17 protein-coding genes and 2 pseudogenes are annotated in these 13,347 nt (G+C 43.1%); 14 read left to right on the forward strand and 5 right to left on the reverse strand.

All coding sequences use genetic code 11. The features are described 5' to 3' along the window. The first annotated feature begins 189 nt into the window (after positions 1-189). Positions 190-1,044: a universal stress protein gene (locus IM507_RS22390; protein ID WP_008201218.1), complete on the forward strand. Its 855-nt coding sequence runs from the start codon at positions 190-192 to the stop codon at positions 1,042-1,044. 3 nt (positions 1,045-1,047) lie between these two features. On the opposite strand, the gene IM507_RS22395 is transcribed toward IM507_RS22390, so the two are convergent. Next, entirely contained in the window at positions 1,048-1,221 is a 174-nt protein-coding gene (locus IM507_RS22395; protein WP_002791477.1) for a hypothetical protein, read from the reverse strand. After that, the gene (locus IM507_RS22400; protein ID WP_353847877.1) at positions 1,202-1,552 is read right to left on the reverse strand and encodes a site-specific integrase; all 351 of its coding nucleotides are present in this window, start codon (positions 1,550-1,552) and stop codon (positions 1,202-1,204) included. The genes IM507_RS22395 and IM507_RS22400 overlap by 20 nt, the downstream gene beginning before the upstream one ends. Positions 1,553-1,822: 270 nt before the next feature. Here IM507_RS22400 and IM507_RS22405 point away from each other — a divergent pair, with 270 nt between their 5' ends. The 11 genes and pseudogenes from IM507_RS22405 to IM507_RS22455 all read left to right on the forward strand — a co-directional run. Then, positions 1,823-2,215, forward strand: a complete 393-nt coding sequence (locus IM507_RS22405) for a hypothetical protein (RefSeq protein ID WP_042790731.1) — start codon at positions 1,823-1,825, stop codon at positions 2,213-2,215. A gap of 72 nt (positions 2,216-2,287) precedes the next feature. Then, positions 2,288-2,977: a hypothetical protein gene (locus IM507_RS22410; RefSeq protein ID WP_002736511.1), complete on the forward strand. Its 690-nt coding sequence runs from the start codon at positions 2,288-2,290 to the stop codon at positions 2,975-2,977. A 195-nt stretch (positions 2,978-3,172) separates the two neighbouring features. Then, entirely contained in the window at positions 3,173-3,463 is a 291-nt protein-coding gene (locus IM507_RS22415) for a type II toxin-antitoxin system RelE/ParE family toxin (RefSeq protein ID WP_042790730.1), read from the forward strand. An 8-nt stretch (positions 3,464-3,471) separates the two neighbouring features. Next, the gene (locus IM507_RS22420) at positions 3,472-3,759 is read left to right on the forward strand and encodes an addiction module antidote protein (RefSeq protein WP_002736628.1); all 288 of its coding nucleotides are present in this window, start codon (positions 3,472-3,474) and stop codon (positions 3,757-3,759) included. 64 nt (positions 3,760-3,823) lie between these two features. After that, positions 3,824-4,039: pseudogene (locus tag IM507_RS22425) on the forward strand (PIN domain-containing protein); the annotation flags it as partial. A gap of 4 nt (positions 4,040-4,043) precedes the next feature. Next, positions 4,044-4,232: a hypothetical protein gene (locus IM507_RS22430; RefSeq protein WP_042790729.1), complete on the forward strand. Its 189-nt coding sequence runs from the start codon at positions 4,044-4,046 to the stop codon at positions 4,230-4,232. A gap of 141 nt (positions 4,233-4,373) precedes the next feature. After that, positions 4,374-6,038, forward strand: coding sequence for a tyrosinase family protein (locus IM507_RS22435; RefSeq protein WP_002737342.1), 1,665 nt, complete (start codon positions 4,374-4,376; stop codon positions 6,036-6,038). Between the two features lie 385 nt (positions 6,039-6,423). Then, a complete protein-coding gene (locus IM507_RS22440; RefSeq protein ID WP_002738180.1) occupies positions 6,424-6,621 on the forward strand; it encodes a type II toxin-antitoxin system HicB family antitoxin in 198 nt (65 codons plus the stop codon). Positions 6,622-6,623: 2 nt separating this feature from the next. Further along, positions 6,624-6,836, forward strand: a complete 213-nt coding sequence (locus tag IM507_RS22445; RefSeq protein WP_069473752.1) for a type II toxin-antitoxin system HicA family toxin — start codon at positions 6,624-6,626, stop codon at positions 6,834-6,836. A 315-nt stretch (positions 6,837-7,151) separates the two neighbouring features. Continuing rightward, the gene (locus tag IM507_RS22450) at positions 7,152-7,427 is read left to right on the forward strand and encodes a hypothetical protein (protein ID WP_024970721.1); all 276 of its coding nucleotides are present in this window, start codon (positions 7,152-7,154) and stop codon (positions 7,425-7,427) included. Between the two features lie 5 nt (positions 7,428-7,432). Next, a pseudogene (locus IM507_RS22455) lies at positions 7,433-7,603 on the forward strand (clan AA aspartic protease); the annotation flags it as partial. 219 nt (positions 7,604-7,822) lie between these two features. On the opposite strand, the gene IM507_RS22460 reads toward IM507_RS22455, so the two are convergent. The 3 genes from IM507_RS22460 to IM507_RS22470 form a co-directional block, all read right to left on the reverse strand. Beyond that, positions 7,823-10,033 (reverse strand): aromatic acid exporter family protein, encoded by a 2,211-nt coding sequence (locus IM507_RS22460; protein ID WP_353847165.1) that lies wholly within the window; start codon positions 10,031-10,033, stop codon positions 7,823-7,825. 55 nt (positions 10,034-10,088) lie between these two features. Beyond that, on the reverse strand, positions 10,089-10,265 hold the full coding sequence (locus IM507_RS22465; protein ID WP_002735384.1) for a hypothetical protein: 177 nt from the start codon (positions 10,263-10,265) through the stop codon (positions 10,089-10,091). 64 nt (positions 10,266-10,329) lie between these two features. Continuing rightward, positions 10,330-11,862: an NHLP bacteriocin system secretion protein gene (locus IM507_RS22470; RefSeq protein WP_353847164.1), complete on the reverse strand. Its 1,533-nt coding sequence runs from the start codon at positions 11,860-11,862 to the stop codon at positions 10,330-10,332. A gap of 547 nt (positions 11,863-12,409) precedes the next feature. On the opposite strand from IM507_RS22470, the gene IM507_RS22475 reads away from it, so the two are divergent. Together IM507_RS22475 and IM507_RS22480 are read left to right on the forward strand one after the other, a co-directional pair. After that, positions 12,410-13,012 carry a DUF3782 domain-containing protein gene (locus tag IM507_RS22475; RefSeq protein ID WP_123230567.1) on the forward strand — a complete coding sequence of 201 codons (603 nt, stop codon included), beginning with the start codon at positions 12,410-12,412 and terminating at the stop codon, positions 13,010-13,012. A gap of 123 nt (positions 13,013-13,135) precedes the next feature. Continuing rightward, the coding region (locus IM507_RS22480) for a DUF3782 domain-containing protein (protein ID WP_287637774.1) at positions 13,136-13,347 on the forward strand (212 nt) is incomplete at its 3' end.

A 13,347-nucleotide genomic window follows, 5' to 3' on the forward strand; every position in this document is an offset into this window, starting at 1 on the left:
GCCAAGCATTTCTAGTCAATTGAGCATAAATACTTAAAATCCCCTCAAGTGCGAGCTGCTACGCAGTGCCTTCGGCATCGCATTTACCTAAGAAAAAGCGCTTAATAAGTTGTTAAATTTCGGGAACAACATTAGCAGTATGCTGAAAATTGGCTAAAACTATTAAGATCATAGACCGAGTTTAATCTTATGCTAGAGAAAATACTATACGCTGATTCCGGCGCAGGTCAAACCCAAGAAATGCTACAAGCATTGATGGATCTCCCCGCTATCCGGAAAGCGTCGATTACCATTCTCCGGGTTGTTCCCCCTCAGATTACCACCGAAGCTCTGGCCAGTAAATGGGAAGAAGGGACCCAAATGCTGACTAAAATCCTGCAAGAAGTCAAAATTGAACCGAGCAAAGTCTCCACGATTCTGCGTCAAGGAGATCCCAAAGATACCGTCTGTCAAGTTGCCGACGAAATCGGTGCAGACTTGATCCTGATGGGTTCCCGAGGACTGAAGCGACTGGAGGCAATTCTAGAAAATTCCGTCAGTCAATACGTCTTTCAACTGACTAATCACCCGATGTTATTGGTAAAAGACGATATTTACGTCAAAAAAATCAAAAAGGTGATGGTAGCTCTCGATAAGTCTAGCTCGGCTGATTTAGCTCTCGATCTGGCTATTTATCTCCTGCGGGATTATCCTTCAGCGGAGTTAATTCTGGCCCGCGTCAACCCCGACTTAAAACCGGAATTTGCCCCCACTTCCCCCAAAGAAATGGAAGAAAACCCGATTATAGGGCCGGCAGTGGCAAAAGCGAAACGGATGAATATACCCTATCGCTGCGTGGTGACGGGGGGTAAACCGGGAGAACAACTCTGCAAACTCGTCGATGATTATAATGTGGATCTCTTACTGTTGGGGTCGCCCGATCGCCGTCCTTCCGTGGCTAAGAGTTTACCGGATCTCGATCGCCTTCTCGGTACTTCCCTCTCGGATTATGTGCGGGTTAATGTCAATTGTCCCGTCCTTTTAGCCAGAAAAGAAGGGATTTAGCCCTTATTGGGTGTAGGCAGGTAAGTCTTGACTCATTTGATTTAAGTTGCTGGCAATGGCTTTCATCGTCATAAAAGCCGAGCTAAAGGCGATTAGCTCATTTAAGGGATAACTTCGACTCTCAACCCGCAAGCTCAGTAATTGCTTCTCAAGAGATTCAATTTCTTCGATGAGCAATCCTAACTTTGGTGGGTTGAGAATGACCTGGGCAGCGATCGCATCTTGTTGTGCGATCGCTAAAATCATCAGCCATTTTTACTTTTTTGGTGAGGACGGTGGGCAGACGTTTGTGACCTTTTGCTCGTAAATATGCACCGATATTTTCCAGTTCAATTTTAAGAACTTCCCGATAAAGGAAAAGGATGGCGTTGAGGGCTTGGTTTTGGGTGGCGGCGGCAACGTTTTTGTCAACGGCAAGATGGCTCAAAAAGGACTTGATCTCTTCTTCCCCCATTTCGCGGGGATGTTTTTTCTGATGGAAGAGCAGATAACGCTTAATCCAGTCCAGATATGTTTGTTCGGTGCGGTAGAAGTAACGCGGTAGGGCGGATCGTCTCTCGCACTACGTCTAGGAGTTTTCGGGGTGGGGGAGGGTTCATCACAGAGTAAGCTAATCGGCATAACACGCTTATCGTAATATTATACGGAAAACTTCTCGCGATCGCTCCATTTGAGCGTAATATACGGAAAGATTCTTAAAAAAGTGCGTATTTGGCGTAATATACGGAAAATTTCCGCATAATATATAGTTAGACGGAATTTTGGAGGTAATCCAACGATGATTATGTTCATCAAAGTTTCATCATTAATTGCAATTAGTTTACTGTGCCTAGTAGGCTGTTCGTTTAAAAATACAGGTGTAGCCGAGTCTGATATATCCGGTTGTTGGGTTAGAACCGTTTTTATTCAGCAGGGTCAGGTATCTGTTTATCAGAAAAACACATACAAACTTGAGCCAAGAGGTAGTTATACTGGAGAGAGGATCGGGTCTTCTACTACTCTTACAGGCACATCTTCATCAGAATCCAATACCTTATCTGGTAACTGGATCATTGATGACGGATATGTTGTGATCCAAGAAAGCGATGGAGATAAATTAACACTAAAGGCAATATCGAAACATGAATTAATTCAAGTAGGAAGCGACTATCCTGCATTCACAAGATGTTAAGTGCAATAGTATCAGTTGCACGCATGATATCCAATTTGTTAGCGGCTTTTATTTTAAGGAGTAACTTTAAAGATGCGACCAGATTTACAAGAACTAGAAATTACGTTAGGGGAGTTAAAAAGATTAACTGGATTGACTTGGCAGAGATATCAGAAATCAAGAGGAGTATATTTGTTGCGTCCAATCAGACCACTATTGGCTTTGCAAATGTCTTTCTGGAGTATTATAGGGATGATTTCAGGATTTGTGGCTCTCTCTGCTCTCTATGATATAGTCGGCGGAAGATATAATACAGTATATCAACCAACTGGCAGAGAATCTCTTATTTGGGTGTTTGTGATCTGCTTTCCAATCTCTATAGTTTGTTTTTGGCTACTTGGAAGGATTGGCAACAAATACAACAAAAAAAATGTTTTTGGTAAAGAAATCAGCCAATATTATCAACTTATCTTAAACATTAATATTTTAGATGAATTAGAAGCAGTAGGTAATCCCGTTAAATTAAATGAACGAGAGAAAGTTTTAGAGGCTTTAAGAATTAATCGAGAAAATCTGGTTCGAGTTTTACAAACAGAGCGAATTTTGAGAGAAAACCCCCAATTTAGTCCAGAACAATTTAATATTGATTTAAGTGGCTTGAGATCCTTGCAAGCAACAGAAAAAGCCACGGAGTACGGCAGGTTTTTAGATGAAGCCTTACAAATTGGTGTTAGCGTACAAACGGAGATGAGAAAACTAGAAAATAAACGTTTGGGTCTGTAGATCTTGTAGAGTGCGTCCCACACACCTTATTACCGTCTAACATATCACTGCACCCGACCTTATGATAGAGTGCGATCGCCGATCTTGTAGGGTGCGTTAATGAAGTGAACGCACCGTTTCTTTGCTTGAACAAAAGTAGTTAAGCAAGTTTTCCTATTGCTTGTTTTTCCGTATCCTATAGGATACACTTGAAGCATGATTGAAATTCGGGAGACTGAAATCTATTCTCAGTGGTTCGAATCACTGCGCGATCGGGAAGCCAGGGTACGTATAGATATTCGTATTCGGCGTTTGTCCATGGGCAATCCTGGTGATGTAAAACCGATAGGAAAAGGTGTCTCAGAACTTCGTATTGATTATGGTGCGGGATATCGAGTGTATTTCATCCAACGAGGGGACACGTTAATCGTGTTGCTTGCAGGAGGCGATAAACGCACCCAAGATCGAGATATCAAAACAGCTTTAGATTTATCACAAAACCTATAGGAGATCTCATGAACAAAGTTACAACTTATCTTTGGGATGCAGCAGAGCATCTGGAAACAAAAGAAGATATAGCAGCTTATCTTGAAGCCGCTCTTGAAGATGGCGATCCTAACCTAGTGGTAGCAGCATTAGGAGACATTGCTCGATCCAGAGGAATGATAAACATTGCGCGTGAAACAGGATTAGGACGTGAAAGCCTCTATAAAGCTCTGTCACTAGAAGGTAATCCAGAATTTGCCACTGTCCTGAAAGTTATACAATCACTCGGTTTACGGTTGCGAGCTACTCCCATCTAAGAACCTAGCGATTCTGCAAATTCTCTCTGTGCTTGAGCTTACCGACACTATAGAAGACTTGGGAATGCAATTACTCACTAGAAGTAATCTTCCCGCTAAAGCATCCGATGATGCTATTCACATTGCCGTAGCCACCGTTCATGGATTAGATTACTTGCTAACATGGAACTGTAAACATATTGCTAACGCTCAAATCCAAAAAAAGCTTACCGAAATCTGCCGTGATTTTGGCTATAAATTGCCGACCATTTGTACACCCTATGAATTAATGGGAGAGTAAATTTATGTGGGAAGATGAAATTCTTGAAGAATTGCACAGAATACGAGAAGAGCATGCTAAATCTTTTAATTATGATTTCAAAGCCATATTTGCTGATTGGCAGAAAAGACAAGTCGCGAGTGGCAGACAATTAGTATCACTGCAACATCAACAACAGTCTAACAAGGCGTTGGAGCCGACTACCCAAGAGTGATATGTTTGAGCAAAGGAAATCCGGCAGCGGCTCAACTTTGCCGTTAGATAGCCACAAGCAGAAATTTAGAGGGTATTTTGAAGGATTTGCGAGATTGCTTCCAACCTTTCAGTTCTAGAATCAACACTGCTGGAGATAATTATGTTAAACACGACGTTTATATTCTCTCGTCGCTACTTTCTAAAATCTAGCATTGCTATGACTGGCATAGTAGCAATGCCGTTTGGATATACAGGCAATCAGACACTACCTTCCTCGTCTGTCAGTGAAGCCAAATATACACGCTATAACGTCATGAGTGAAGGAGGCAAAAAAGCGCTGCGTAGTTATGCTAAGGGGATCGAAGCGATGCTTAATCTGTCTGCAGATCATCCACAAAACTGGTTTCGTAACGCTTTTATCCATCTAATGGATTGTCCGCATGGAAACTGGTGGTTTTATGTGTGGCATCGTGGTTATCTAGGTTATTTCGAGCAAACTATCCGTAATTTGAGCGGAGATGATACATTTGCTATGCCCTACTGGGACTGGACGACATTACCACAAATTCCTGATTCCATGTTCGATGATTTACTGACACCACGAAGCAAATCTTTTGAAGCTTATACAAGCAATTTTGCAATTTTCACATCGAAGTTTAAGCCAGCTCTTATAAAATACTGGAGTAGTCTTAATACTGACCAGCTTACGCAACTGAAGATACGAGGCTACACGGGTTTTGATGACTTGTGGAATGATGTAACTGGCTATTCCACTCAGTTAAAAAAGGGAATTGCTGGCAATATGGCTTATGCTACCACCTGTAGTTCACGCTATCTAACACGAGATAACCCAAGTCTTGATGGAAAAACAATGTACGATGTCTCACCCTCTGTTATCCTTTCAGGATTATTACCCAAAGATTTTTATAATTCAAGTAATCAACTTAGTTTTACCAGCGGTAAAACTCCATCGCATAATACTCAACCGAGTAATACTACTAAATTCTCGGTACTTGAGGGGTTACCTCATAACAAAGTCCATAACTATATTGGTGGCGTGGGACCTCTTGATCCCACACCTTATGGAAGCATGACAAATTTCCTATCACCAGTTGATCCAATTTTCTTCTTACACCACTCGAATATTGATCGGTTGTGGGATATTTGGACACGTAAGCAGAAGAGCCTCAATTTACCCTATTTACCCTCCAACGGTGATCTCCAACAGCTTTCTGAAGACCCCTTTCTATTCTATGTAGATGGGAGGGGCAACTATGTGGGCGAGAGTAATGCTGGTCAGTACCTTGATATGGCTAAATTCGAGTATGAATATGAGCCGGGTTTCGGTGAGGAAATTATTAGCCATTCGGTCAGCCAAACTTCAGATACTAACGGAAGTTCGATACCTCTTATCCGTGCCAGTATAAAAGAGAATGTAGCTGAACTTGTAATCCCAACAGCCGCAATCAATAGCCATCTTGCTAATTCGCAGGTTCCCTCGCTGATGATAGAAGTCACTGTGCAACGGTCTAACGACTCAATATTCTCGCGAGAATTTGATGTAATTCTGGGAGCACCACCCAATCTAAATCACGTCGATGCCAATAGCCCTTATTATGCAGGTACAATTGCTTTTTTCGGCAGCATGTCGCACATGGCACGTATGCCACAAGAAGCTTCATTTGTTGTCCCATTGCCAAAATCACCAGAGGCATTTAATTCTTTAGAGGCTACTGAAAGTACCCGCATCAATATTCGCGTTGTCCCTACAAACAGAGAAGGTAGTACACCTATTGTCAAGGGAGTGACTCTGTTCGCCTATTGATACTGCTTATTGACATGATGCATTTGCCCTAGTGCAATATGTTCATGGCTTTTTGAAGTAATTGACTGCATTCTAACAATGCTGTTGCAACGGATTTTTCGGCGATCGTGGATGCGTTTGATGTCGTTTGCAACCGCTGAACAGTGCGATCGCCGATCTTGTAGGGTGCGTTAATGAAATGTAACGGTGCGATTCGTTTCTAGGGGAATAAATAGCCTAGAGTAGCCTGTAGGTTGAACTTCGGCCGTGAGCTTTTGCCGAACGGTTGACGCAAGGAAACCCAACCATATCAAGTTTGCTGTGAGGTTCCGCTGTTGCTACAATTTGATCCCACATCCATAATTCTATCAAGCTAAAATGGAGTGCTATCTAGAAGGAACTTATGATGAAATACAAAATTGTCCTTTATCGTTCTGAAGAAGGAATTACTGTTGGCGTTCCTGCGCTCCCCGGTTGTTGGTCTGAGGGAGATACTGAGGAAGAGGCATTAACCAATATCCAAGATGCAATTCGTGAGTATCTTGCAGCCTTAGAAGAACGCTTGCAAGATGGGGAAATTCGTGAAATTGAAATGCAGGTGTAACTATGCCTAGAATTCCTGGCGTAAATCACCTAGATGCAGTACGAGCCTTGGAGAAGGTAGGCTTTCGGATCATTCGCCAAGGCAAACATATCATCTTGAGTGATGGGGTGCGTCAAGTTGCTCTTCCAAGGCACAATCCAATTAAGGCATTTACAATGGGTGGAATTGTTCAAGATGCTGGTTTGACAGTCGCACAATTTCGTCAACTATTATGAGTGCGATGCCAAAGGCACTGCGTAGCAGATCGCCTCGTCCGTAGGTTGGATTGACGCAAGGAAACCCAACATCAATCAACTCATAACAGAGTGCGATGCCGAAGGCACTGCGTAGCAGCACGCCGATCTTGTAGGGTGTGTTAATGAAGTGAACGCACCTTATCTAATGTTCAAAATCCGTGGGTTACGCTAACGCTAACACAGGCTACATCATATCGATCGCCAAGATTAAGTGATTGCCAAACACACCCTATCAATTCAAAAGAGCGAGATCGTTCAGGTTAAAATGGAGAAGGCAGTCAATGGGGCAAGGCTATGACAGTTCGGCAAAGGCGTTACAGCAAAGAGGAGATGGCTCGTCGGGGGAAAGAACTCTACGAGTCTGGCATTCGGCAGCAAGTCGAAGCGGGTAATGAGGGTAAAATTATCGCGATCGACATCGAAACCGGAGATTTTGAGGTTGATGAAACGGTCGTAGCTGCAACCAATCGGCTATTTGAGCGTAACCCTGATGCCCAGCCTTTTGGAATTCGGATTGGACACCCTGCCGTGTATCACTTTGGTTCGCGGAGCTTAAAGAAGAATTCATGATACACGAAGTCTTGTTTGATTTTTACACTGCAACAGTCATTTGGGATGGGCAATATCGCGAGGTTGATATCGCAGCATCAGAGACAGAGCCGTTGCTCGGAATGGCGATGCTCTACGGTTATCGATTGCAGGTGGATAATGTTGAGGGCGGCATCGTTGAGATCAAAGCATTGTGATCCCATTAAGAAGTGCGATGCCGAAGGTACTGCATAGCAGATCGCCGATCTTGTAGTGGACTGTTTCAGCTAAAATAGGGCAATAGATTTCGGCTTAAAGTCTTAGATTATAGAATTTCTAGCATTTTTCTAATACACCAAATTAGCTGAAACAATCCACTACTGAATATACAGCCCTAAGAGCAGAAATCCTTCAGGCTGATAATATTTGCCTATTACCTATTGGGTGTAGGCAGGTAAGTCTTGACTCATTTGATTTAAGTTGCTGGCAATGGCTTTCATCGTCATAAAAGCCGAGCTAAAGGCGATTAGCTCATTTAAGGGATAACTTCGACTCTCAACCCGCAAACTCAGTAACTGCTTCTCAAGAGATTCAATTTCTTCGATGAGCAATCCTAACTTTGGTGGGTTGAGAATTACCTGGGCAGCGATCGCCTCAGCAATCTCATCAAAAGCGATCGCAGTCTGTCGTGCGATCGCTTGTAATTCAGGTAAAAACTTTTGTCGTATCGGTTCAGGAAGCGGTTGCTGTAGCACATCTTGTAAAGCATCCAGTTGAGCCGAGAGTTTTTGTTCGTAGCCGATGGAGAAATTCCAAAAATTTTGGTGTTTAGTTGCTAAAACTGTGGAAATTTGTTCGAGACTGGCAATCTTAACCGAGGCTGGATGTTGAGCGATCGCCACTGTGATTGCCTGCTTCAGTTGGGGGATATCTGACGGTGGTATCGTATCCTGAAAATAGCCTGACAGCAGTTTTTGATATAGCTGTCCCATTTTCTTAAAAGTCACAGAAAAATCTGTTTCCAGTTGGTTTGTAGCCGATTTTGTCATAAATACAGTGGTCAGCAACACCCCCAGAAACGCACCTACGGGAACTGAAATCAGTGCGGCCCAAATTCCTTGCTCGAAAAAAGGAAAAATATCCTTCCCGATGGCATCGGCTGCTACAATCGCACCGATGCGAGCGATCGGCGTAAACCCCAGCCAAGCACAACTGAAGTAGGCGAAAAAATAAGCCAGACTGCTACTAAAAGGATTATAACCAAAGGACTTGACCAACAGGTAAATACAGAGAATTGTCAAACTCAAGGAAACAGTGGCCGCCCAACCGATCGCGATCGCTCGACCCCTTGTCGGTTGAATGACAGTGACCACTGCACCTATTATCACAATATCTGCCACTTTTTCGTAAGCAGAAGGATAGGGAAACTCGATGTGACGAATAATAGCCAGTAACAAACCAATAACCAGGCCAAGACTGACAATTTCTCTCAGGCGTTTTAGGGATATAGGGGCCCATTTGGGAAAGGTAATCAGGTGTCTTCGCCTGAAAGTTGCAGTTACTTTGGTTTTATCGATTATCCTGCCTCCTAATCCCTCGCATTGTTGGATAAATCGAGATACAAGTTGAATAAATTGATAAAACTGTAGTGATTCTTGAACATCATACCGGTCAATCTCTCCACTTGTTCGGAGATGATCAAGTTTACCCCCAATATTCGCTAAATCTTCTTCTAATTCTCTGAGGTAAGGGGTAGCTAAGATTTTTTTGGCGTTACTCAGATCCCTCAAGCTATCAAAGCTGTCGGTAAGATGAGTCGCCAATTGGTAAAATTCCGCCCTGAACTGATGCACTAAATTTTGTTCATGCTTTTCGCCTTTAAAAGCCATCAGATCAGCTAATTGTCGAGTCAATTGGTTCTGAATTGCCAAGATTTCACTCCAATTTTCTGCCACCAACATCTCACTACCGAATTCATGAGTTGCTTTTGTGAGTATTGAAAGGCTAGTTTGTGTTGATTTTTTAATCTGATTGAGTAAGTTAAGCTCGTTCTGCTCAATAGAAAGAGGATAATCCCGCTCCTCGACCTCAGTTTTTAGGTAGCGATCAAGGATTTTTTGGAACAAGTGCGGTATATCTTGAAGGATTCCCATCAAGTTCCGGTTGAGATCGGATCGAGTATTCTGGGGCCAAAATAGTAAGGCCACAGCAATTCCCACAGCGATTCCGATCCAGTTATCGATCAGGCGCGATCGCAAATAGAGCCAGATATCTTGTTGTGCTGATGTTCCTACCACTCTCATGGCAATTAAAGCGCCCAGTAGTGTGGCTTGGGAATAAGCGGCTTGCCATCGGTAAGTTTCACAGATCAGGGCGGCTAAAATGTAGGTGAGAGAGGGAATGACAAAAAAACTTGAGCCTTGGATTCCGTAGGCGTTCACCAGGATAGCGGCAATGATTCCCCCCAAAGCACTTCCCCCCAAACGCCCCAAACCTGCCGCGATCGCACCTCCCATGGATGGCTCAATCAGTACAGAGACATACCCAAAGACGGGATAAACAAAGTTGTCTAATACATTTCCTCGGTGCCAAAAGAAACTCGTTAAGAGAGCAGCACCTAGGGAAAACTTCAATCCCTGTCTGATCATTAGCCCGTTTTTACTGTCCAAGGTATCTCTATATCCTTTTTCGACTTACTCATTGTTACCCATTAATCGCTCGCTCAATCCCATATAAAATCAGTGCCAAAAACGTCACCAACCAAAACCAAAGCTGAGGAGGCTCACTATGGATCAAGATTACTAAGACAAAGGCTGCGGCGATAATCCACCACTTAAACCACCAAGTCCACCATTGAGAACGTCTTTTCGGATTTTCCATATTAGGTTTAACCGTTTATTCTAGTCGTTGTTTCTTTCAGCTACTTACGCTCGCAAGATTGTGGTTAACGGTCGTACACCCCTGTAATCCAGCGAAAAGCAGGGGTTATATAACTCACCAAAGAACGCTCTTCTACCACGGCATGGACATCTGCGGTAGTCCCGTTGGTAATTCTTTGGGGCGCTCCCTTGGCTTGAGTCCAGTAAAAACCACTGGGTGTATTGCGATCAACCTTCAGCGCTAAAGTGGCTTTGATAACACTTGCATTGACGGGTATAGGCTTATCGCGATCGTCTTCATCTCTACCCAGAAACAGCTTGCTGGCGAGTTCATGACTTCCGACTATATTTGCTAGTTCTGCCACAGTTACCGGCTGCTGATCGACGGAAACGACCTTAGCGACGATACCCCCATAGCGTTCGCGATCATAGAGATCGGGAACGACTTCTACTTCCTGGCCCGGTTCTAATCGTTTGGCATCACCGCTCTTAAACAAGGCCACCACGTTGGTCTTGGCCTTTAGATTGGAGACTTCTAATGTACCTATGCGCCCCCCCGGAGCCAGGACTTCCCCCGGATTAACAGATAAGTCTAAAATCTGGCCGTTGTACAGACTCACTACATTTTTGTTGGCTTGAATAGTGGTTCTTAACGTATTAATCTCTCGTTGCTGGTCAGCGATCGCATTGTAACGAAGAATATCACTGGCTGTATCTTGCAGGTCTATTTGCCGTTTTTCCGTGTTTAGTATATTATTCTGTGCCGTCAATGCGTTCATCTGCGCTCGCAGGCTTTCATCAACCCCCTTCAGGCGATCGAGTTCTATTTGGACGCGATTGATACTATTAGAAGCCTCTAGATTATTGAACTGAAACAAATAGGAGGGAAAATCTAGCTTGGCGACAGCCCCCTCTTCGATAAGTTTATCGTAGGCGGCTAGTCTTTCATCCGTTGAGTTCTGGAAATTTTTAAGATATCGAGCATGGGAGAGATAGGCTTCTCGCTGTTTTTGATTACTGGATAATTGAACTTGAAGTGCTTTAATCTGAAGCTGATTCGCCTTTTGCTGGCGATCTATTGAGGCTGCATTCAATTGGCGACGACTCACTTCAATAGAGTCAACTCTTTTATCCTGCTGCTTGAGATCTGCTAGTCTATCCTTTTTATCTTTTAATTCTGTTTCTAATTCAGGAAACTCTAAAGTTGCCAGTAATTGCCCTTTTTTGACAGAATCTCCCGGTTGAATCAGGAGGGTTAACACCCGCCCACCTTGACGGGGTTCGATATTAACAATAGAACGAGGAATCAAAATGACCGCTCGTCCTTGAATAGGAGTCGGAATCTTACCAACTATCGCCCAATAACTCAGTCCTCCGAGCAAAAGACCCAACGGCATTAAGCGCAGGATTATCTCCCCTAATCTTCCTGTTGGCTCCGAATATTTAAACGGTTTTTCCGAATCAATTTTAGGATCAATTCCCGTTTTTATTTGATTATTATCCTGACCTTCTATCCTAGCCTGCGTTGTTTTCTTCGCACCCATATCTGGCTGCTGATGATTCTGATCAGACATAGATTCGGCTTGATTTTTTGCCATTGTACTGAAATGAGTAAAAATCACTTAATTTGTAACATTATAAGCATTCAGAGGATATTACTTTAGACTAGAAAAATCCTCTGAAAAAATTGCTCAAGCTATTTTTGAGATATGATAACTAGGCTACATCGAAAGATTTACCGAAGGCTCAAACCTTTAAAATTTCCTGTAGGAAACCTAATAAAGTATTACTCTTGATGTGACCTAAAACAACCCAATTAGGGATCAAGTGTTTGAGTCCAACACTCCGACTAGAGAGATAATCTATCGAACGAGTTTACACCATTCCAGCTTTTAACTTACATAAGGCGTACAGTCTCATTATAACCATTGAGAGGGGGGATGTCAAGCCGCCAGTGGCATTGACTCAGTGGAAGGACTCTCCAGGGGCAGCACAGAGATGGATACTACTCTTTCACATTAGCCGCTCTTTTCCACGTCTTTTTAGATTATCAGATTTTGTCACCCCCTGAACGGTTACTTCAAGGGAGAAAAAGCGATCGGGCTATAATAGAGAAAATTTCATTTTAACTTGAGAAAATTCATTATGACAGCCACTATTGAAGACATTCGGGCAATACTAAAGGAATTGGCCCAATCCCAACAAGAGTTATCCCAATCCCAACAAGAGTTATCCCAAGCTCAACAAGAGTTATCCCAAGCTCAAAAAGAAACGGATAAACAAATCAAGGAAACAGATAAGCAAATTAACAGAGTTAGTAAGCAGATTGGGGAGTTGGGCAATCGTTTAGGAGAGTTTGTCGAGTGGCAAGTACGTCCTGCGGTGGTGCGTCTTTTTCAAGAGCGGGGTATTGATGTGCATGAGTTTCACCCTGGTATTTCGGTAAAACGGGATAATGAGGGTTTAGAGATTGATCTATTAGTAGTGAATGATACGGATGCCATTTTAGTGGAGGTCAAAAGTAAGTTAACTCAAAGGGATGTGGATGAGCATTTACAACGTTTGGCGAAGTTTAAGCGGTTAATGCCTCGTTTTCGAGATGTAAAGGCCTTGGGAGCGGTGGCAGCGATGATTGTTCCCAATGAGGTGACGAGTTATGGTTGTCGTCAGGGTTTGTTTGTGTTGGTGCAGTCAGGGGAAAATGTAATAATTTTAAATGATGCGGAGTTTACGCCTCGGGTTTGGTAGGTTTAGCTTTCGTTCCACCCCCTCGCTCTTGAGAAATATATCTTAAAATACATTTTACCCACCAAATCCAAGAGAGCCGATTCCATTCCTGCCAATAATCAACTTAACTTGAGAAAATTCATTATGACAGCCACTATTGAAGAGATTCGGGCAATACTAAAGCAATTAGCTCAATCCCAACAAGAGTTATCCCAATCCCAACAAGAGTTATCCCAAGCTCAAAAAGAAACAGATAAGCAAATTAACAGAGTTAGTAAGCAGATTGGGGAGTTGGGCAATCGTTTAGGAGAGTTTGTCGAGTGGCAAGTGCGTCCTGCGGTGGTGCGTCTTTTTCA

The sequence above is a fragment of the Microcystis sp. M20BS1 genome (assembly GCF_020245305.1).
Classification (GTDB): Bacteria; Cyanobacteriota; Cyanobacteriia; order Cyanobacteriales; family Microcystaceae; genus Microcystis; species Microcystis ichthyoblabe_A.

Bases quoted from the DNA above. Each gene is read 5' to 3' on its own strand.
- IM507_RS22460 (WP_353847165.1), bottom strand. From the start codon at position 10,033: ATGATCAGACAGGGATTGAAGTTTTCCCTAGGTGCTGCTCTCTTAACG.
- IM507_RS22440 (WP_002738180.1), top strand. From the start codon at position 6,424: ATGAAATACAAAATTGTCCTTTATCGTTCTGAAGAAGGAATTACTGTT.
- IM507_RS22430 (WP_042790729.1), top strand. From the start codon at position 4,044: ATGTGGGAAGATGAAATTCTTGAAGAATTGCACAGAATACGAGAAGAG.
- IM507_RS22465 (WP_002735384.1), bottom strand. From the start codon at position 10,265: ATGGAAAATCCGAAAAGACGTTCTCAATGGTGGACTTGGTGGTTTAAG.
- IM507_RS22405 (WP_042790731.1), top strand. From the start codon at position 1,823: ATGATTATGTTCATCAAAGTTTCATCATTAATTGCAATTAGTTTACTG.
- IM507_RS22445 (WP_069473752.1), top strand. From the start codon at position 6,624: ATGCCTAGAATTCCTGGCGTAAATCACCTAGATGCAGTACGAGCCTTG.
- IM507_RS22450 (WP_024970721.1), top strand. From the start codon at position 7,152: ATGACAGTTCGGCAAAGGCGTTACAGCAAAGAGGAGATGGCTCGTCGG.
- IM507_RS22470 (WP_353847164.1), bottom strand. From the start codon at position 11,862: ATGGCAAAAAATCAAGCCGAATCTATGTCTGATCAGAATCATCAGCAG.
- IM507_RS22435 (WP_002737342.1), top strand. From the start codon at position 4,374: ATGTTAAACACGACGTTTATATTCTCTCGTCGCTACTTTCTAAAATCT.
- IM507_RS22420 (WP_002736628.1), top strand. From the start codon at position 3,472: ATGAACAAAGTTACAACTTATCTTTGGGATGCAGCAGAGCATCTGGAA.
- IM507_RS22390 (WP_008201218.1), top strand. From the start codon at position 190: ATGCTAGAGAAAATACTATACGCTGATTCCGGCGCAGGTCAAACCCAA.
- IM507_RS22475 (WP_123230567.1), top strand. From the start codon at position 12,410: ATGACAGCCACTATTGAAGACATTCGGGCAATACTAAAGGAATTGGCC.
- IM507_RS22415 (WP_042790730.1), top strand. From the start codon at position 3,173: ATGATTGAAATTCGGGAGACTGAAATCTATTCTCAGTGGTTCGAATCA.
- IM507_RS22410 (WP_002736511.1), top strand. From the start codon at position 2,288: ATGCGACCAGATTTACAAGAACTAGAAATTACGTTAGGGGAGTTAAAA.